The organism is Aneurinibacillus migulanus, assembly GCF_001274715.1.
Taxonomy (GTDB): Bacteria; Bacillota; Bacilli; order Aneurinibacillales; family Aneurinibacillaceae; genus Aneurinibacillus; species Aneurinibacillus migulanus.
The window spans coordinates 2,143,006-2,161,418 of sequence record NZ_LGUG01000004.1 but is presented as its reverse complement, the minus strand read 5'-3'; the positions used below and the strand labels follow the sequence as shown (position 1 = coordinate 2,161,418).

18 protein-coding genes are annotated in these 18,413 nt (G+C 45.7%); 5 read left to right on the top strand and 13 right to left on the bottom strand.

The window, feature by feature from the left end:
* Positions 1 to 52: 52 nt before the first annotated feature.
* The 5 genes from AF333_RS12440 to nth form a co-directional block, all read right to left on the bottom strand.
* On the bottom strand, positions 53 to 949 hold the full coding sequence (locus tag AF333_RS12440) for a YitT family protein (protein WP_052520688.1): 897 nt from the start codon (positions 947 to 949) through the stop codon (positions 53 to 55).
* A gap of 177 nt (positions 950 to 1,126) precedes the next feature.
* Positions 1,127 to 2,737 (bottom strand): N-acetylmuramoyl-L-alanine amidase, encoded by a 1,611-nt coding sequence (locus tag AF333_RS12435; RefSeq protein ID WP_043068899.1) that lies wholly within the window; start codon positions 2,735 to 2,737, stop codon positions 1,127 to 1,129.
* A 260-nt stretch (positions 2,738 to 2,997) separates the two neighbouring features.
* Positions 2,998 to 4,812 (bottom strand): oligoendopeptidase F, encoded by a 1,815-nt coding sequence (gene pepF, locus AF333_RS12430; protein ID WP_043068898.1) that lies wholly within the window; start codon positions 4,810 to 4,812, stop codon positions 2,998 to 3,000.
* A gap of 215 nt (positions 4,813 to 5,027) precedes the next feature.
* On the bottom strand, positions 5,028 to 5,177 hold the full coding sequence (locus tag AF333_RS34150; RefSeq protein WP_162836862.1) for a hypothetical protein: 150 nt from the start codon (positions 5,175 to 5,177) through the stop codon (positions 5,028 to 5,030).
* A 252-nt stretch (positions 5,178 to 5,429) separates the two neighbouring features.
* Positions 5,430 to 6,077, bottom strand: a complete 648-nt coding sequence (gene nth / locus AF333_RS12425; protein WP_043068897.1) for an endonuclease III — start codon at positions 6,075 to 6,077, stop codon at positions 5,430 to 5,432.
* Positions 6,078 to 6,196: 119 nt separating this feature from the next.
* Between nth and AF333_RS12420 the strand changes: the two genes are divergently transcribed.
* Positions 6,197 to 6,418, top strand: a complete 222-nt coding sequence (locus tag AF333_RS12420) for a hypothetical protein (RefSeq protein ID WP_043068896.1) — start codon at positions 6,197 to 6,199, stop codon at positions 6,416 to 6,418.
* 82 nt (positions 6,419 to 6,500) lie between these two features.
* Here AF333_RS12420 and AF333_RS12415 read toward each other — a convergent pair whose 3' ends face one another.
* The 5 genes from AF333_RS12415 to AF333_RS12400 all read right to left on the bottom strand — a co-directional run bounded on the left by AF333_RS12415 (position 6,501) and on the right by AF333_RS12400 (position 13,771).
* Positions 6,501 to 8,015, bottom strand: coding sequence for a fatty acid--CoA ligase family protein (locus AF333_RS12415; protein ID WP_043068895.1), 1,515 nt, complete (start codon positions 8,013 to 8,015; stop codon positions 6,501 to 6,503).
* Positions 8,016 to 8,117: 102 nt separating this feature from the next.
* A complete protein-coding gene (locus AF333_RS12410; RefSeq protein ID WP_043068894.1) occupies positions 8,118 to 9,914 on the bottom strand; it encodes an acyl-CoA dehydrogenase family protein in 1,797 nt (598 codons plus the stop codon).
* Positions 9,915 to 9,958: 44 nt separating this feature from the next.
* On the bottom strand, positions 9,959 to 10,129 hold the full coding sequence (locus AF333_RS33640; protein WP_158502546.1) for a hypothetical protein: 171 nt from the start codon (positions 10,127 to 10,129) through the stop codon (positions 9,959 to 9,961).
* A 39-nt stretch (positions 10,130 to 10,168) separates the two neighbouring features.
* Entirely contained in the window at positions 10,169 to 11,350 is a 1,182-nt protein-coding gene (locus tag AF333_RS12405) for an acetyl-CoA C-acetyltransferase (protein ID WP_043068893.1), read from the bottom strand.
* Between the two features lie 15 nt (positions 11,351 to 11,365).
* Entirely contained in the window at positions 11,366 to 13,771 is a 2,406-nt protein-coding gene (locus tag AF333_RS12400) for a 3-hydroxyacyl-CoA dehydrogenase/enoyl-CoA hydratase family protein (RefSeq protein ID WP_043068892.1), read from the bottom strand.
* 212 nt (positions 13,772 to 13,983) lie between these two features.
* Between AF333_RS12400 and AF333_RS12395 the strand changes: the two genes are divergently transcribed.
* A complete protein-coding gene (locus tag AF333_RS12395) occupies positions 13,984 to 14,175 on the top strand; it encodes a hypothetical protein (RefSeq protein ID WP_043068891.1) in 192 nt (63 codons plus the stop codon).
* Between the two features lie 265 nt (positions 14,176 to 14,440).
* Here AF333_RS12395 and AF333_RS35120 read toward each other — a convergent pair whose 3' ends face one another.
* On the bottom strand, positions 14,441 to 14,608 hold the full coding sequence (locus AF333_RS35120) for a hypothetical protein (RefSeq protein WP_235496412.1): 168 nt from the start codon (positions 14,606 to 14,608) through the stop codon (positions 14,441 to 14,443).
* 99 nt (positions 14,609 to 14,707) lie between these two features.
* Here AF333_RS35120 and AF333_RS33635 point away from each other — a divergent pair, with 99 nt between their 5' ends.
* Together AF333_RS33635 and AF333_RS12390 are read left to right on the top strand one after the other, a co-directional pair.
* Positions 14,708 to 14,878: a hypothetical protein gene (locus AF333_RS33635; protein ID WP_158502545.1), complete on the top strand. Its 171-nt coding sequence runs from the start codon at positions 14,708 to 14,710 to the stop codon at positions 14,876 to 14,878.
* Between the two features lie 151 nt (positions 14,879 to 15,029).
* The gene (locus AF333_RS12390; protein ID WP_043068890.1) at positions 15,030 to 15,950 is read left to right on the top strand and encodes a ketopantoate reductase family protein; all 921 of its coding nucleotides are present in this window, start codon (positions 15,030 to 15,032) and stop codon (positions 15,948 to 15,950) included.
* A 70-nt stretch (positions 15,951 to 16,020) separates the two neighbouring features.
* Here the strand turns inward: AF333_RS12390 and AF333_RS35115 are convergent, their stop codons facing one another.
* Both AF333_RS35115 and AF333_RS12380 read right to left on the bottom strand, forming a co-directional pair.
* The gene (locus AF333_RS35115; protein WP_043068889.1) at positions 16,021 to 16,599 is read right to left on the bottom strand and encodes an SEC-C metal-binding domain-containing protein; all 579 of its coding nucleotides are present in this window, start codon (positions 16,597 to 16,599) and stop codon (positions 16,021 to 16,023) included.
* Positions 16,600 to 17,307: 708 nt separating this feature from the next.
* The gene (locus tag AF333_RS12380; protein WP_043068888.1) at positions 17,308 to 17,550 is read right to left on the bottom strand and encodes a YkuS family protein; all 243 of its coding nucleotides are present in this window, start codon (positions 17,548 to 17,550) and stop codon (positions 17,308 to 17,310) included.
* A gap of 375 nt (positions 17,551 to 17,925) precedes the next feature.
* On the opposite strand from AF333_RS12380, the gene AF333_RS12375 reads away from it, so the two are divergent.
* Positions 17,926 to 18,396 (top strand): hypothetical protein, encoded by a 471-nt coding sequence (locus AF333_RS12375; protein ID WP_043068887.1) that lies wholly within the window; start codon positions 17,926 to 17,928, stop codon positions 18,394 to 18,396.
* Positions 18,397 to 18,413: the final 17 nt, after the last annotated feature.

Genomic DNA, 18,413 nt, shown 5'->3' with positions numbered 1-18,413 from the left:
AGAACAGCCGCTTACCATCGTTATCATATACATGGTAAACGGCTGCTTTTTCTTATCGATTCTCTTCCCCCAAGTGACTACGAGCCGGTGAAGGAAAGCTGAATCCTTCTCCATGCACTTCTTTCGCCTCAAGTGCAAGAATAAAAGCACGTGGGTCGATTTCTTCGACAAGGCGGCGCAGTTTATCTGTTTCATATAACTGTACGACGACCAGTAGCACCTCTCCTTCCCGACGTGAGTAACCTCCCATCGAGTGGAGCATCGTTACTCCACGCACAAGACGCTTATGAATTTCCTTCGTAATCTCATCAGGCTTGCTGGAGATGATAATGACGCTGCGTTGTTTCTGAAATCCTGAGAGCAGTAAGTCCACCACCCGCGCACTAACATAAACAGCTACTACCGTCAGCATCGCTTTCTCGACACCGACAATAAGGGCGGAGATCGCAATAATGGTAAAGTCAATACCAAACAAAAACTTTCCCAGATCAATGCGCCGGAATTTATGCTGCAGCACGCGTGCAATAATATCGCCGCCCCCAGAAGTTCCTCCTACGCGGAATACGAGACCTAATCCAGCACCTGCAATGATTCCGCCATACAATGGAGCCAAAATCACATTTTGCAGCGGTGGGACTTGCCATGCCGAAGTTAAGTCAATAAAAATCGAAGCAGCCAGCATTCCGTATGCACTCCGTATCAAAAAGCCTCGCCCCAGAACAAAATAACCAAGAATAAAGACTGGAATGTTTATTAGAATAATAAGCAAACCAACAGGCGTACCAAGCTTATAATGTAGTAATAGGGAAATACCGGTTACTCCGCCCTGCGCCAGTTTATTCGTAACAAAAAACAGATTTACGGCGATGGAGTACAAAAAACTGCCTGCCGTAATAAATAAAAATGGGCGAATTCGCTGCCACACCATGTATTCGATTGCTCCTTCCACATCGCATTGTCCTCTTATCTTAGATAATTGCACAAAAAAAAGAAAGGCCCTTCCTGAATATCTTTTGAAGAACCTTTCTTTTTATCCCAGTCCAACGGACCGTAAAACCCCGATAAGCTCAACTAACCATCAGTGAGGTATGAAGACCTCACCGATGGAAGTTTTACTTTATAAACATTAATGTTTTTTGTTGTAATATTCTACAATGGCAGCTGCCACTGCTTCGCCTACCCGTTTCTGGAATGCAGGATCGAGCATTTTTTTATTCTCGGCTGCATTCGTCAGAAAGCCGATTTCGATTAGCGTGGACGGCATTTTCGTGTTTTTCACGACATAGAAGTTGGCCGTACGCAAACCGCGGTCGGTAAAGCCTGTCGCTTGTACTAGGTGCTTATGAACAATCGCAGCGAATTCCTTGCTTTGAGCCGTTTTGTAATATGTTTCCGTTCCGTGCGCGCTTGCTGTAGCAGAGTTTGCATGGAAGGACAGAAATACATCCGCTTTCGCATTATTAGCTATGTTCACGCGATCCTTAAGCGTCGGATATGTATCGCCTGAACGCGTCATAATCACTTTAAAGTTAGGGTTTTGTTTCAGAATCGATTCCGTGACCTTAGCAACCGACAGCACCAGATTTTTCTCATAGTTGCTAGCCGTACCCACTGCACCTGAGTCGCTACCGCCGTGACCAGGATCAAGCACGATGACGAACGGATCAGAAGCGCCCGGTTTCGGTGTCGGCGTTGGAGTCGGTTTAGCTTGTTGCAGCGTTACCTTTGTCATGCCGTCGGTGGCAGTTATACCGTATGTATACGGTGCAGACATTTCAAGGACGACCCGTACTCTGTCAGGCGAGAGACTGTACTGGCTGTAGCGTACGTTCTCTACCTTGGAAGAAGTACCGGATACGCTCACTCCGTCTTTTAGACGGGCATGGTTGAAATCAATAACGATTCGGTCTGGATTGTCGAGCGTAAATTGGCTATATGACATTTTGCCTTGAGATTCTACGCTAATTCCGTCATCCGTACGAGAAATTCCTGTAATGTATTGCAGCTTGTCCAATGTGCATGCAGTCTTGTTCTCGTTCCAATCGGCTTTTGCTCCGATAACCTGCGAAAGGAACTCTGGAGTAACAGCAAAGTATCCATCGATTAGGCGGTAACCGTTTGCCTGTTTGGCGGATGCCTGTGAGATGGTATATTTCTCTGCTCCTTGCTCGAGAATTACTTTCCCTGCCTCCTTTTTCACCTCGTAGCCGAGCGGTTTTGCTACATCATTCAGTCTGACGAAGTGTCCATAAGGCAGTTGATAAACAGGTGCCTGTGTGAGGGCATTGCCGTTCACAGCGATGCTTTTCTTGTCGTTAAAAGTAACCGTATTAGCTGCGGCGTCCCACCCAACGGTAGCTCCGAGCCAATCCCCTACTTGACGCAGCGGCAGGAATGTTCTGTCTTTAATAATCTTGGGCGCTACCTCAAGCGTTACCGCTTTTCCATTCACATAGGCGGTCTTGTTGCCTGGTTTCATCGTAATGATTTTCCCAGCATGATCATCAATCGTAACCGTTCTTGTATTGTTGTTCCACTTCACATCAACACCGTACGCCTCTCCTGCAAAATATAGCGGAATCATCGTACGATTTTGCACGAGTTGCGGTGGAACGTCAGGCTTGACTTCCTTGCCATTTACTACAAGCGACATGGCAGGCGCCGCCTGCACTGCCGTGGGCATGACCCAGGCAAAGATTAACAGAAATGCCCATAGCAGCAGTCCTCTTTTTCTCATTGTTTTCCTCGCTCCCTTGCTCTCTCTAAGTTGCCAGTGACACATCTCCTTTCCGATGGAACCTGTTATGCATGCGGTTTTGGACAACCAACCTATAGTATAGACGCAAGATACAACAAATTGTTTTCCTACAATAGCACTATTTTTCTTGCTTGCATAATGCTAGAAAAACACCTTGCAATAACCAAGTAGGCAAAGTCGCCTATTACAAACAAGAAAAGGGACAAGGCATTCGCCTTCTCCCTTTAGTGTTCTCCTGGCTATATGTGTTTCGTTAGCTCTTCCATTTCATCAAGCAGACGGGCAAATACATTAAGTGCTTGGACGACTGGTTTAGGTGATGCCATATCGACACCTGCTTTACGTAAAAGTTCAAGCGGATAGTCCGAGCCTCCACTCTGCAAAAATGTCAAATAACGTTCAACTGCTGGAGACCCTTCATTCAAAATTTGCTGCGACAGTGCTGTCGCAGCGGAAAATCCGGTCGCGTACTGGTAAACATAGAAATCATTGTAGAAATGCGGAATGCGCGCCCATTCCATTCTAATATCCTCATCAATGACCATATCTGGCCCATGGTAATCCAGATTCAAATCATAATACATGTCGCACAGCGTTTCTGGAGTCAACGGTTCTCCTGCTTCTACCTTTTCATGAATCATCTTCTCAAATTCGGCGAACATCGTCTGACGATACACCGTGCCACGGAACTGCTCAAGGTAATAGTTGAGAAGGTACATCTTCTTACGTGGGTCATCTGTATTCTTAAGCATATAATCCATCAGAAGCGATTCGTTAAGTGTAGATGCAACCTCAGCTACGAAGATTTTGTACTGGGCATCGAGATACGGTTGGTGCTTGTCACTATAATAGCTGTGCATAGCATGCCCCATCTCATGCGCCAATGTAAACATGTTATTAACGTTGTTCTGGTAATTCATCAGTACGAACGGGTGCGTGCCGTATGCTCCCCATGAATACGCGCCACTTGTTTTTCCTTCGTTTTCATACACATCAATCCAACCGGACGTGAAGGCTTCCTGCAGAACTTTAGCATAATCTTCACCGAGTGGTGCAAGTCCTTTTTGCACCAGATCAAGCGCCTGATCGTAAGGAATCTCCATTTTCACTTCTTTGACCATCGGCACATACAAGTCATACATGTGTAGCTCATCCACCCCGAGCAGCTTTTTGCGCAACGAAACGTACCGGTGCATGGCCGAAAGGTTATCACGAACAGCTTGAATGAGATTCGTATAGACGTCGACTGAAATATTATCGTTATCTAGGGACGCAGCAAGTGCGGATGGATATTTGCGTATGCGTGCATAGAATACATCTTTTTTAACGCTGGCATTGAGCGTTGCAGCAATCGTGTTCTTCTGCTTGCCGTACGTATCGTACATTGCTTTAAAAGCGTCCTGACGCACACGACGATCCGGATTCTCCATGAATTGAATGTAGCGGCCATGTGTCAATTGCACCTCTTCACCATTTTCATCGGTAATCATCGGAAAAGTCATGTCAGCATTATTGATCATGCCGAAAATCGTCTGCGGCGCCTGTGCGAGCTCTCCCGCCTGTGCAATAATTTGTTCTTCTTGTGCGCTTAACACATGCTCTTTTTGTCGTTTAATTTCATTCAGATAGAAGCGATACAAAGCTAATGTCTCGTCAGCGATATAGCTCTCAAGACGCTCATTCGGCATGGCAAGAATTTCCGGCACAAGAAAAGAAATTGCGCTGGAGACCCGAATGCTAAGCGAAGCTGCCCGATCGGTCAATGCCTGGTATTTCGTATTCGTATTATCCTCATCTCGGCGCATACGTGCGTATACATAAACACGTTCCATTGCGAGACCAAGCTGTTCATATGTTTTCATACACTCAGCCAACACGGTGGGCGATTCGTTTAACCTGCCCTGGAAGCTCTGAATTTGCTCTATCAATTCCTGTACTTTTTTATACTCGTCCTCCCAGGCGGCATCGGATGCAAAAATACTCTCGAGCTTCCATTTGAATTCCTGCTTGGTTTCCGAACGTTTCGGAAGCGTTTTTTGTGAAGTTTGTTCCATGGTATGGTGCGGTATAGGACCGCTTCCCCCTCTCATCGTGTAATAAGAAAAAACAGGCGCAATCGTAGGCCATTTCCTCCCTTTCCTATTATCATTTCGCAATCAAAGAAAAGAATTCCTCCCTATTACTTTACCAAACTTATGTATGCACCAATCTCGAAAACATTCCTATACAAAAAACGGCCGGTTCATATCCCGGCCGTTCGACATGTTTCTTAGGAGGCGTAATCCTCCGTCGTCCCATCTCCATGATCATCGCTATACGTCTCACAGGCAATCTCCCGGCAATCAAGACATTCCGCCCGATTTCTTTCCCAGGAAGCCAACCCTCTGCCGCAAGAAATACATACATCTTCAAATGTCATAACTCATGTCCCCTTTCGATTTTTCATTACAACAAAAAGGCCAGTTATATCATCAGCGTACAATAAGCGTAAGCGTTAGATATAACTGGCCGGTATCGCTTTCTTCTCTCCGGTTGGCTTTCCCAGAGTTCAGTCGATGCCTCAGTTGTTTTAGTAAGAATAAAATATCATCACTGAAAATGAAAGGGCAAACTTTCATCGAGTGATAGTATTATTATATAGTACTATCGCGTAATTGACAATATTTTTTTACTATTTTGTTTTCATTCTTTTTTTGCCTTCTCTACACATATCAAGAAGCGGGCAAACCTGGCACTGCGGATTGGCTGCTTTGCAATGGTAGCGTCCAAAGAAAATCATCCGATGATGCGTAATCGCCCATTCTTCGCGTGGAACTTTCTTCATGAGTACTTCCTCTACCTGTAGTGGATTATCTTTCCATCGGGCGATTCCGAGACGTTTAGAAACGCGTTCTACATGGGTATCAACCGCAATAGCTGGAACACCGAAAGCCGTAGAGACAACCACATTGGCGGTCTTGCGGCCAACTCCGGGCAGTTTAACAAGGTCGCTATGCTCTTTTGGCACTTCCCTGCCGAAATCTTCAATTAGCATGCGGGCAAGCTTTTGGATATTTTTCGCCTTATTACGGTATAAACCGATACTGCGTATATCCTGCTCCAACTCTTCAAGAGGAACAGATAAATAATCTTCAGGTGTTTTGTATTTCTTGAACAGGTTAGGTGTGACTTTGTTGACGAGTGCATCTGTACACTGTGCCGACAACAGTACCGCAATCGTCAACTCAAACGGGTTGCTGTGATTTAATTCGCAGTGCGCATCCGGAAACATCTCGGCGAACGTATCAAGAATGCGTCGCATTTGTGCTTTCGTTACCAAGTTTCTTCACCTTTTACTATAGAGATTAGACATGACACTAGGGTAACAGTTGCAAACTTGCACGTCAATCGATACACTATATAGATGAGATTTTGTGTTCCAACGAAAGGTTGAGGAAAATGGCAAAAAAACATGTGATTTATAAAGAAGATAATTGGAATATGATTACCGCAGAAATAGAAGGCGTTCGAATTACTGTGCGGGAAATTTCCACAGAGTGGGGCGAGGATACATACGTATTGAATGGGCGTCATGAGCTCATGGATTGGGCGGAAAAGCATTTCACGGCGGATAAATACGAAAACGCGGCTGAAATTCTAGAGAAGTTTCGGCAACTATAATATTCGCACATCGCTTTAAGCAAACAAGGTCTTTGCCACAACTTCGCTATGTAACGAATACGGCCAAGACCTTGTTTTTTTACTACTTTAGTACCATATCACGTAATGCTCGGCGCAAGATTTTACCAGTTGTATTTTTCGGTAATTCCTCAATAAATACGATTTTATGAGGTACCTTGTATTTAGCCAGCTCCCGGCTACAATAGGCTCTTAACTCCTCTTCTGTTAATGACTCGTCACGGGCTACCACATAGGCTTGTACGATCTCGCCCTGGTTTTCATCAGGCACACCGATGACCGCTGCTTCAACGACTTGCGGATGACTGTACAGCACTTCTTCTACTTCACGCGGGTATACGTTGTATCCGCCTACAATTACCATATCTTTCTTCCGGTCGACAATAAAAATATACCCATCCTCATCCATATATGCCATGTCCCCTGTATACAGCCAACCGTCACGCAGCGTTCGCGCTGTTTCTTCCGGCATGTTTAAATACCCTTTCATCACGTTCGGCCCCCGCACAACGAGTTCACCCACTTGACCTCTTTCCAAATCTTCACCTTCCGCGTCCACAATTTTATTCTCCACACCTGGGATATCTACCCCGATGGATCCCGGCTTTCGTACGCCATGGACCGGATTGAAGGCTGTAACCGGTGACGCTTCCGACAGCCCGTATCCTTCGGAAATAATTTTGCCGAACTTCTTCTCGAAATTATGCAGCAATGCCACAGGTAGAGAAGCTCCTCCTGAGATGCATATTCGAAGTGAGGCTAAATCTTTCGGCAATACACCCGGTGTCTGCATAATGAAATTATACATCGTCGGAACGCCGGCAAATAAAGTAGCCTGATGTTTACAAATGGATTGAACAACTTCTACCGGACTGAACTTTGGAAGAATAAGCATAGAAGCTCCGAGGGCAATGGGTGCATTCATGCATACAGTCATGCAAAAAACATGGAACATCGGAAGTACGGTTACAAAAGTATCATCCGGAGTTACACCTAGATATTCAGTAATCGCATCAGCATTGGACGCCATATTACGCTGCGTCAGCATGGCCCCTTTTGGCTGCCCTGTCGTACCAGATGTATACAGAATAACCGCTAAATCTTCGGCTTCGATTTCCGGTCGCTGCCATCCCTCACTTGAATACGCTATCATTTTTTCGAACGATATTGTCCATTCATGCTCCGAATCGCCATCCGCCAGTACAACCTCTCGCAATTCAGGCAGCTTCTGCCGCATGTCTATAAATGCCGGTAATAGTGGTGCAACAGCAATCGCCGCCTTAGCCTGGCTATTATGTAGGATGTAGAGAATTTCTTTCGGCGTATATATTGGGTTAATCGGCACGACCGCAGCCCCGGTCAGCAAAATTCCATAATATGAGATAAGAAAATGCGGAGAATTTCCCAACAATATTGCCACATGGTCTCCCTTGCCAATACCTTTTTCCGTCAGATATGCAGCCATATTCTTCGCTTGTTGGTATAACTGACCATACGTAGCATGCATGTCCTGAAAAATGTATGCGATTCGATCTGGATATTCTCGCATGCCCCGCTCAATATTTTCGATTAACGTCATAATCAGTAGCCACCTCTCTTTTTTTCATACTTTCCTACAGAAAACCAGCGGAAAAAGAGGAGAAGCGGGCGGACGCTTTCTTGGCCGGTCCGCCCATATATCTTACTTCACTGTTGTTGTATACTGTTCGGCTTCGATGATGCGTTTTGCGATACCACGCTTGAGGACAATTGTATTAACCGGCTGCATACGTACAAGCTTCTTCACGATGGATAATTGGGTACGGAGAACATCACCTTCGCTTGTCGCTACTAACACTTCTTTTGCCCATTTTTCTAGATCGGGCCACACTTCCTGGAAGTAGGCACGAGTCATGTCAACCTGTAGCTGTGCCGCTGCTCCGCCTTTACGATCCGCTGTCTTCTTCGCGCGCAGCAAGGCGGATTCCAATGCATAAATCGTAATCATCAGGTTGGACAGATTCTCCAGAATTTCCTGCTCCTGATCAACTTTTTGCATATATTTCTGTACTGCCGTCCCCCCTACCATTAAGAACAGCTTCTTCGCCGCTTCGAGCATCTTGCTTTCCGTTTCCAGAAGGCCAGTCGACTCCGATAGATCCATCGGCGGCATATATTCGGTCAGCTCTTTTTGTAAGGTCTGCAGCTTCTGCATGAGCGGCAATTTTCCTTGCATCGCACGTTTTAGAAGCGTGGCTGGAATTAGCAGGCGATTAATTTCATTCGTACCTTCAAAGATACGGTTGATACGAGAGTCGCGATATATCTGTTCGATTTTGTATTCGGAGATGTAGCCGTATCCCCCATGGATTTGTACGCCTTCGTCAGCTACAAAGTCAAGCGCTTCCGACCCGAATACTTTAACGATAGAATATTCGATCGCATGTTCCTCAATCGCTTTAGCCGCTTCATTGAACACGTTTTTTTCGAGATCCAAATGCTGCGTCGCCGCTTCCAGATAACCTCCAGTGCGATACGTCAAACTTTCGTTAACATATGTGCGAATTGCCATATCTGCAAGCTTGTTCTGAATGAGCGGGAAATTTGCAATCTCTGTTTTGAATTGCTTGCGCTCCTTAGCATATTCGGTTGCCAGCTGAATGGCCCACTTGGATGCCCCAATGGCTCCGACACCCAGCTTATAACGACCGATATTCAAGATATTAAATGCGATTTTATGTCCTTTGCCGGCTTCACCTAGCAGATTTTCCACTGGTACTTCTACGTTCTCGAGAATAAGCGGGCGGGTAGACGAACCCTTAATACCCATTTTCTTCTCTTCCGGACCGGTACTTACACCTGGGAATTCTTTTTCTATGATAAATGCGGAGAAATGTTCGCCGTCAATTTTCGCATACACGATAAACACATCCGCAAAGCCAGCATTCGTAATGAATTGCTTCGTTCCATTCAAAATATAGTGTGTGCCAGCTTCGTTGAGCACTGCGGTCGTTTTGGCGCCCAACGCATCAGAACCGGAAGCTGGTTCAGTCAGGCAGTATGCTGAAATTTTTTCGCCAGTCGCAAGCTGAGGCAAATATTTGGCCTTCTGTTCAGGCGTGCCGAAGAACACGATCGGTAGTGTGCCAATGCCCACATGAGCACCGTGACTAAGCGAAAACGAGCCGCCACGTACCATATATTCCCCGATAAGACTGGAACTGATTTTATCGAGCGCCGCGCCGCCGTATGCTTCTGGAACGTCAGCGCCCAAGAGCCCTAATTCGCCCGCTTGTCGAAGCAATTTTACCGTTAATTCATAATCCAACTTCTCGAGTTCTTCCGACTTCGGTGCTACTTCGCCTTCGATGAAATCACGCGTCATGCGTGCGATCATCTGCTGTTCCTCACTAAAATCTTCTGGAGTGAACACTGAATTGTAGTCCGCTTCTTCAAGAATGAACTGCCCGCCTTTTGGCATTGTATCTTGTACGCTCATAATGATTCCTCCTATTGTATAATTTCACTTTCAAGGGGTGTTGCTTATCCAGTACGCTCCAGAGTGGATAGCCACCACACCGTGCCCCAAACAGGCGTCGGTTCGTCTCCCGCTTCGAAAAACCCAGATGTTTTGACGGTCCGGCCTTGGTCACGCAAAGCGGTCGTGCTTCCTCCTTGCGAGAAAAGGACGAGGGGACACGCCGACGCGTGCATCTTCTTTCTTCCACCTTATGGATAATCAACAGGTGTGTTTTACTTTATAAATTCAAATACGCCAGCCGCCCCCATACCGCCGCCGATGCACATCGAAACAACGCCATACTTAGCGCCTCTACGCGCCGCTTCATGCACAAGCGATACCGTTAATTTCGAGCCCGTGCAGCCCAATGGGTGGCCAAGTGCTATCGCACCGCCGTTCACGTTGACTTTGCTTTCATCGATGCCCAGATGACGGACCACCTGTAATGCTTGGGAAGCGAATGCCTCGTTAATCTCAAACAAATCGACCTGCTCCTGTGTGATGCCTGCAAGCCTCAGCGCTTTCGGAATCGCAGCGATGGGACCAACTCCCATAATATCCGGGTCTACTCCACCAACGGTAAACGAACGGAAAATCGCAAGCGGTTTCAGTCCCAGCTCCTCCGCTTTTTCGCGCGACATGACGACCACTGCCGCCGCGCCGTCGCTCGTCTGCGACGCATTGCCCGCTGTCACGCTGCCGCCTAGTCGGAATGGGGATTTCAACCTGGCTAGCCCTTCCATACTTGTCTCTGGACGCACGCCCTCATCCGTATCGAAGATAAATTCCCTCACCTGCAGCTTGCCTTTGTCGTCAAAATATTTTTCTTTTACGGTCAACGGAACAATTTCGTCTTTGAACTTGCCCTCCCTAATAGCTGCCGCGGCTTTTGCATGACTCGCTACCGCGAACTGATCTTGATCTTCGCGACTAACGTTAAACCGTTCTGCGACGTTCTCAGCTGTATGGCCCATACTAATATAGATTTCTGGATATTTCTCTACGATGTCTGGATGAGGCGCCGGCTTATAGCCGGTCATCGGTACATGGCTCATGCTCTCCACGCCTCCGGCAATAACGATATCCGCAAACCCGCACATCACCTTCTCGGCCGCAATGGCAATGGACTGTAGGCCGGATGAACAAAACCGGTTAATCGTGAACGCTGGAACTGTATTGGGCAGACCCGCATAGACGGAAATGATGCGCGCCATATTCAATCCCTGCTCACCTTCTGGCATCGCGCAGCCAATAACCACGTCCTCTATCCTATCTTTCTCAAGCCCTGGTGCGCGGCGCACGACTTCCCGAATGACCGCCGCGCCCAAATCTTCCGGACGGGTGTGTTTCAATGTTCCTTTTGGTGCTTTTCCTACGGCCGTACGCACGGCCGATACAATGACCGCTTCTCTCATCTCTTCCACTCCTCTCTAATTGCGCAATGGTTTCCCCTTCGTTAGCATGTGGTGCATTCGCTCCTGGCTCTTCGGTTCGCCGCATAGACTTAAGAACGCCTCACGCTCCAGATCGAGCAGGTATTGTTCCGTTACATACGTATTTGGGTTCACATCGCCCCCCGCGAGCACATGGGCTAGCTTCTGGGCAATAATAACGTCATGATCGCTGATATATCCGCCCTGACGCATCGTATAAATACCAAGATTGAGCACCGCTTTTCCGTCAGCACCGACAACGCGGATTTTCTCCTGCTGCGGCGGCTCGTATCCGGCCATATCAAGTCCAAGAACTGATTGCTTGGCGTCATACAATAAGTGATCGCGGTTCATGGAAACTGCATCACCGCGCCGTAAAAAGCCAAGCTCGCGCGCTTCTTCCGCGCTAGTCGATACTTTAGCCATCGCAATCGACTCGAATGCTTTATTAACGAATGCCTGCAAATCGGCCTTTGAGTCCACCGCATCAACCGGCTTCGTAGCACGCCAGAGGACTTCCTTCGTACCACCGCCGCCTGGAATAACCCCGACACCGACTTCTACCAGCCCCATATATGTTTCGGCCGCCGCCTGAATCTTGGCCGTCGGCAAACACACCTCCGCACCGCCGCCGAGCGTCATGCCGAACGGAGCTGAAACGACCGGTTTTTTTGCATACTTAAGCGCGAGCGATGCCTGTTGGAAACGATGTACGAGATAATTGATATCATCCCAGTTATCATCCTGCGCTTCCATCAGTACCATCATCAAATTGGCGCCTACGCAGAAGTTTTTCGCCTCGTTTCCGATTACAAGCCCACGGTAGTTCTTCTCAACCTCATCAAGTGATTTAAACAACATATCAACAATATCGAAACCGATCGCGTTATTGGGCGAGTGGAATTCCAGGCAGGCGACTCCGTCTCCGATGTCGATAAGGCTCGCTCCTGCATTGGAGAGAACGGGCTTTGCCTTACCCTTGTAGGCAGAGAGTTTAAGCTGCTCGCGGGCTCTTTCTTCTTCTGCCCGCTCTCCGGTCAACGCATGGTAATAAACAGTGCCGGTTTCTTTTTCATAGAAGGATGTTTTACCTGAGGCTAGCATCTCCTCTACCCATTGTGGAACGTCTTCATCTTCTTTCTTCATGCGGTCTACCGACTCTTTTACGCCGAGTGCATCCCATGTCTCAAACGGACCAAGCTCCCAGTTGAAGCCCCATTTCATTGCCTTATCGATGCTTACGATATCGTCGGCGATCTCGGGTAGCTTCGCCGCAGAGTACAGCAGCACTTTTTTCAATATATTCCAGGTAAACTGTCCTTCTTTTGACGGACTATAAACAAGCGCTTTCATTCTCTTTCCTAATCCGCCAGCCGCCTTCGCCTGCTCAATAGCCGGCAGTTTCACCTTCTTCGTCGGGATATAAGTAAGCTCTTGGAAATCCAATGAGAGAATTTCCCGGCCTTTTTCCGTTTTCTTTTTTTGATAGAATCCTTGGTCAGTCTTATCGCCTAACCAGCGCTTCTCGACCATTTTGTGAAGCAATTCCGGCACGCTGAATGCCGCCTTTTCCTTTTCGTCCTTTACATTCTTGTGCACATTGGCTGCTACATGAATGAACGTATCTAGACCAACCATATCCAACGTACGGAACGTTGCGCTTTTCGGACGGCCGATGACTGTACCTGTCATCATATCCACCTCTTCTACACCGAAACCGCTTTTCTGCATTTCTTCGAATGTAACAAGCAACCCGTAAGTACCAATCCGATTTGCGATAAAGTTCGGTGTATCCTTCGCAATCACCACGCCTTTGCCCAGTGTACGCTCTCCGAATCGCTTCATAAAAGCGATTACATTTTCATCTGTATCATGACTAGGAATAATCTCAAGCAGTTTCATATAACGCGGTGGATTAAAGAAATGAGTACCGAGGAAATGTCGACGGAACGCGTCGCTCCTTCCTTCAATCATTCTATTAATCGAAACCCCGGATGTATTCGAGCTGACAATCGTACCTTCCGTCCAATTCTGCTCCACCTTTTCCCAGAGATGCTGCTTAATCTCCAGATTTTCAACGATCGCTTCAACAATCCAGTCGACTTCTTTCAAATGCTTCAAATCATCTTCCAGATTGCCCGGCACAATTAAATCTGCATTCTTCTTTGAAAATAGCGGTGCCGGTTTTGTCTTGAGCAGCCGTACCTTTGCTTCTGTCGCAAGCCGACTGCGTACCGTGGGATGATCCAGTGTCATTCCTTTCTTCTCTTCCTGCTCTGTAAGCTTGTTCGGTACAATATCCAATAGGTACGTCTGAATGCCTGCATTCGCCAGGTGTGCGGCAATTGCAGCCCCCATTACACCCGAGCCCAGCACTGCGGCCTTCTGAATGCCTCTCTCCATCGTGCAGCCTCCTCGTCTTCAATATTGAATGAATATTCATTCATATCTATAAGTAGAAATGAATATTAAATGTTCTGATTATTATTGTAGTACACTATTACCAGAATTTCCACCCTATTTTTTCAAAAAAGAAATTCTTTTTTGACAGACAAGCCACAAGCTAGGTATAGTAAAAATAGTAAAAACATTCCCAGCGTGAAAGGAGTACAAGCATGACCGGACACGTACTAATGTTGTTTTTGACAATTACAGCACTTATGTCTTTTATCTTGATTATCCTTGGCTTACTTCCACAGCCGGAAAAGGGTAATCAGCGTCAGTTCAGCCTCACCATCTGGGGTCTTCTGCTTGCTGTGGCCACAGCCGTATTGTATTATCTCGAGCCGATGCTATTCCCTGCATAGCCGTATCATCTTAGACTGTACAAAAACAAGCGTCACATCCATTTCACAGGATCTGACGCTTTTATTTTTATCCGTACCATATAACATCAACAGATGAGTAGAAAAGAAAGAAAAAAAGCGTTATTTCTGAAACATTACACCATATCCCTACGTATATAATGATAACTCCAATGTTTACTTTTTCCTCCCTTCAGGTCGTGTGGGGAGGCTTTTTTCTGTTCATATGGAATAGAGCAAAGCAATACGATAGTTGTTATTTTCGCAACTAGATGGAAAGAATAGAACTATATTCTGAAGGGTATTGATTATCCAGTACCATCCAGAATGGATCGTCATCACACCGTTCCCCAAACGGGCATCGGTTCGTCTCCCACACAGAAGTGCATACGGTTCGCTTCTTGCTCTGGGAAGAATCAATATCCTTAGTATCCATAGATGGAAGGAAGAGGGTCACGCATATGGCGTGCATTTTTTCTAGTTTATGGATAATCAGTAGGTGTGTTATATTCTTGCAGAAAGGAGCTTTCTGTTCATGAATCTGCTTATCTGGATTGCGGTTATTCTCGTTGTGCATTTAATTATGTACTATGCGCTCGGCACTCCGGCATGGATCGCTACTTCAGTACTGGCCACGCTCGTATGGGCGGCCGCGCTGGTCATCGGTGGTGCATTGCTCAACAGAAGACGAAAAACACGAATATGAACCTCTCTCACCTATGCTTAAGCTTAGAGGTGGGGGACTTCTTATCGGAAGAATGTTAAATCCTAAACAGGAAAACGTCTATCCATGCCCGAAATGATAGTAAAGGAGCGCACGAATCCATTTACTATTTTGAAGGCAGGAGGGGCAGACTATGCGGTTTTTGATTGTCGGCGCGGGAGCAATCGGTGGTTACTTCGGTGGCCGTTTAGCTCAGAAAGGAGAAGACGTTACTTTTCTTGTCCGTTCACAAAAGCGAAAGCAGCTAGAGGAAACAGGCCTACACGTTAAAAGTATTCATGGTAACTTCCATACACCAATCCGAATGCTTACAAGTGGCGAGCCGGCAGATCCATTCGATTGTATCATTCTATCAGTAAAAGCATACCATCTACAGCAGGTACAACAAGATATCGCACTATACATCGGAGAGAATACGTTGCTTCTTCCGCTTTTGAACGGCTATGACCATTTTGCATCACTGAAAAAAGCTTTCGGTGAAAGAAATGTACTGGGTGGATTGTGCTTCATCGAAACAACCCTGGATCAGGAAGGCACGATTATTCAGACTAGTACACGCCACGATATCGTGTTCGGAGAATGGGAAGGCGGCATCTCAGATCGGACGGACGTACTGCTGCATCACTTGGATAAGGCTGGCTTCACCGCTACACTTAGTGAAAACATTCAACGCGATATTTGGCAGAAATACATCTTTATTTCTAGCATGAGCGGAATTACTACGCTAATGGGCACTCCGGTAGGGCCGATTCTCGCTACGCCGCAAGCACGCACCGTATACGAACGACTTGTACATGAAATTGTAGCGATTGCACGCAACTATGGCGCTCCTGTTGATGAGGGAACAGAAGCGCGCACATTAAAAACGATGGAGTCATTGCATCCGGAGATGAAATCATCCATGCAGCGTGATATGGAAAAGAGACTCCCTGTCGAAACCGATCACCTGCACGGTGCGCTACTTACGCTTGTTTCCCCGGAGCAAGGCTTTTACCCGGTGCTCGAAGCCGTATATGGTCGTCTGAAAGTGTACGAAGCAATGCTCGGCTCATAATGCATACAAAAAAGCTCGCCTGATTCATTCAGACGAGCTTTTCTGCTCCGCTGTGTCCGCGCATCCAAGCTTAGGAAACGGCGACGAATTTACCTTTTACATACGTATACTCTACACCGTTTTCCAGACAGCACTTCTTGTATTTTTTGCCACTGCCACATGGACACGAATCATTACGACCTAATTTGGTCGTATTTTTACGTTTGATTCTGCGATTGGCGCTCGCATCCACTTTCTTTGCTTCTGCTTGCTTCCCTGTCTCTTCCTTCACAGGAGCTTTCGCTTCCTGTTTCGGAGCAACCGGCTGCTTTGTTTGCTTGTTCTGCACGCTTGTCCAATCGATTTTCTCGGCGAGAATGCCGCGAATTTTCGTTTTGGTTTCAGCCTCGAATCCATCCTGCTCATGGTAGCCTTTTACCGTGTAGCCTGCGGAGTCCTCATTTTTTTCTGAGCACCACGCATAATGCGAATCTAAGGAATCTTGGAGCCATTCGGCGTAAAATGTATCGATAACATCTGCTTCACTGGCAAAACCGGACAGATTGTCCTCATATTTTTTCGCAAACGCGTCGGCATATTTCTTCATCGAGAGCGTGAGGCTGCGCTTTTCTCCACTGGTCATGTCTTTATATGTATTAATTAGAATCACCCCTACTCTTCTGCAATTGTTGACCATATCCTTCTATTCTACAAATTCTTGACCCAAAGGGAAAGAAAATGAACCAAAGAAAAATAATTCTAAATAGTCTTTAAAATAAAAGGGGTTCACAGCACTCTTTTTATTCATCTATTTCCAAACTCCTATTATCTTAATCATCGCCCAGAAACCTGGAATTACATCTTCTGAAGATTCGGCGTTTGCGACTAGAAGAGTTATATGGAACCAGCATAAATATCCCTGTTCGCTTTTAAAAAGCGTCCCCAACAAAAAAGAGCCCCGTTAGGCTCTTCTATTCAAGAAAGTTTATATATATGCGCCTTTTTAAGCAGTTTCTCTTTCTGTTTGGCATTTTCGCAGCTGGAATACAATTGCATATAATAATTGTAGCGAAATTTCCTCCATACTTTTGCCAATTTCCCTTTCATCTTTCCTCTCCCCTTTATGCCTTTCCGGTTCCCCTGTTTCATATTTCTTTCGCAAAAGGTACTATGTAATTATACATACCTTAAGTAAATGTCCGTACCTTTTTACGTATCTTTTATAAATTCATACCAAAATTTTACGATAAGACCGTATTTATTCACAGGGAAAATAGTCGTATTTAATAAAAAAACTTGTGCACGCCCTTGCTTATCCTTTCTTTATTTAACAAAAAAGAAGGAGAAGGACTATCACAGCGTCCTTTCTCCCTCTTTTTTATTGTGTAATGTTTCGATTTACAGCTTCGAGTACTTCTGCTGCTGTCATGCCATCAGCGTTAATCACAGGTGCTTTTGTTACCACATCGGACATGCCCACCATGTTCTGGTCTTGCCCAGAAATCACGCAGCAGTCGCAGTTCTGTATATTGGCTTCATTCATCGCCACTACTTGATGTCCTTGACTTTCCAGATACTGCTTAATATTACCTAATGTATCTTCGACTCCAATCCTTGCCATACGTATCACTCCTTTTTTTATGTCCTGTTTTAGTGTGCATAATTAATTAGCAAAATATTCTTCTGTGATAAAAATTATGTAAAAACCATGGATTTAATAGCATGTGTCTTTGTTTCATACAATTCCCTTTTTCAGAAAGGGCTTTCGTTTATTTACGAAGAAAAGTGGAAATACTTACTGATAGAGTTGCTTTTTCTCTCTCCCTGTCCCCTCTGCGCTTATGCAGAGGGGTTTTTATCTTTCCTTCATTAAAAATTCACTAGCAAAGATGAAAATGATTATCATTTTCTTGGAATTATGTTATACTCGCTTTAGAAAACTCCGAAAGCATCGATCGGATAAAATACCGATAAGAATAAAGGGGAGTAGATATACATGCTATATCAGCTCAAAGGACTTGCGGATATCGCTGCCGTAATAGCCAATGAAAGAAAATGCGGGGGAACGGTAGAAGCGGAAAGTATTCGGTTACGTTCCGGCGAAGAATTCTCAAACATTGTTATTATTAGTGTTGATGGAGATGGTCATTCAATCTATACAGTCGGATTTCTGTGCGAGAAGGGAAAACATTATCTTGTACATATCAACGACATCAGTATGGTAACCAATCCCACTCACACATGGACTTGTAAAATCAAAAATCAATTTGTTCGCAAGCAGAAAATTGAAGAGAAACTCCGCTATCTCGACAAATTATGTAAAGTAAATGAGGGAAGCTGCTTATCGCCATTCATCGAAGAAGTACAGCGACTTATTAATGATATCGGATTTGAACAGGTAAGAAATTCGGGCATTACACTTCCCGTAAAATTACTTAAAGAGAAAAAAATATTACAAATTGCATAATACCGAAAAAACCGTCC

Bases quoted from the DNA above. Each gene is read 5' to 3' on its own strand.
- AF333_RS12435 (WP_043068899.1), bottom strand. From the start codon at position 2,737: ATGAGAAAAAGAGGACTGCTGCTATGGGCATTTCTGTTAATCTTTGCC.
- pepF (WP_043068898.1), bottom strand. From the start codon at position 4,812: ATGGAACAAACTTCACAAAAAACGCTTCCGAAACGTTCGGAAACCAAG.
- AF333_RS34150 (WP_162836862.1), bottom strand. From the start codon at position 5,177: ATGACATTTGAAGATGTATGTATTTCTTGCGGCAGAGGGTTGGCTTCC.
- AF333_RS12420 (WP_043068896.1), top strand. From the start codon at position 6,197: ATGGCAAAAAAACATGTGATTTATAAAGAAGATAATTGGAATATGATT.
- AF333_RS12415 (WP_043068895.1), bottom strand. From the start codon at position 8,015: ATGACGTTAATCGAAAATATTGAGCGGGGCATGCGAGAATATCCAGAT.
- AF333_RS12410 (WP_043068894.1), bottom strand. From the start codon at position 9,914: ATGAGCGTACAAGATACAATGCCAAAAGGCGGGCAGTTCATTCTTGAA.
- AF333_RS33640 (WP_158502546.1), bottom strand. From the start codon at position 10,129: ATGCACGCGTCGGCGTGTCCCCTCGTCCTTTTCTCGCAAGGAGGAAGC.
- AF333_RS12405 (WP_043068893.1), bottom strand. From the start codon at position 11,350: ATGAGAGAAGCGGTCATTGTATCGGCCGTGCGTACGGCCGTAGGAAAA.
- AF333_RS12400 (WP_043068892.1), bottom strand. From the start codon at position 13,771: ATGGAGAGAGGCATTCAGAAGGCCGCAGTGCTGGGCTCGGGTGTAATG.
- AF333_RS12395 (WP_043068891.1), top strand. From the start codon at position 13,984: ATGACCGGACACGTACTAATGTTGTTTTTGACAATTACAGCACTTATG.
- AF333_RS35120 (WP_235496412.1), bottom strand. From the start codon at position 14,608: ATGGATACTAAGGATATTGATTCTTCCCAGAGCAAGAAGCGAACCGTA.
- AF333_RS33635 (WP_158502545.1), top strand. From the start codon at position 14,708: ATGAATCTGCTTATCTGGATTGCGGTTATTCTCGTTGTGCATTTAATT.
- AF333_RS12390 (WP_043068890.1), top strand. From the start codon at position 15,030: ATGCGGTTTTTGATTGTCGGCGCGGGAGCAATCGGTGGTTACTTCGGT.
- AF333_RS12380 (WP_043068888.1), bottom strand. From the start codon at position 17,550: ATGGCAAGGATTGGAGTCGAAGATACATTAGGTAATATTAAGCAGTAT.
- AF333_RS12375 (WP_043068887.1), top strand. From the start codon at position 17,926: ATGCTATATCAGCTCAAAGGACTTGCGGATATCGCTGCCGTAATAGCC.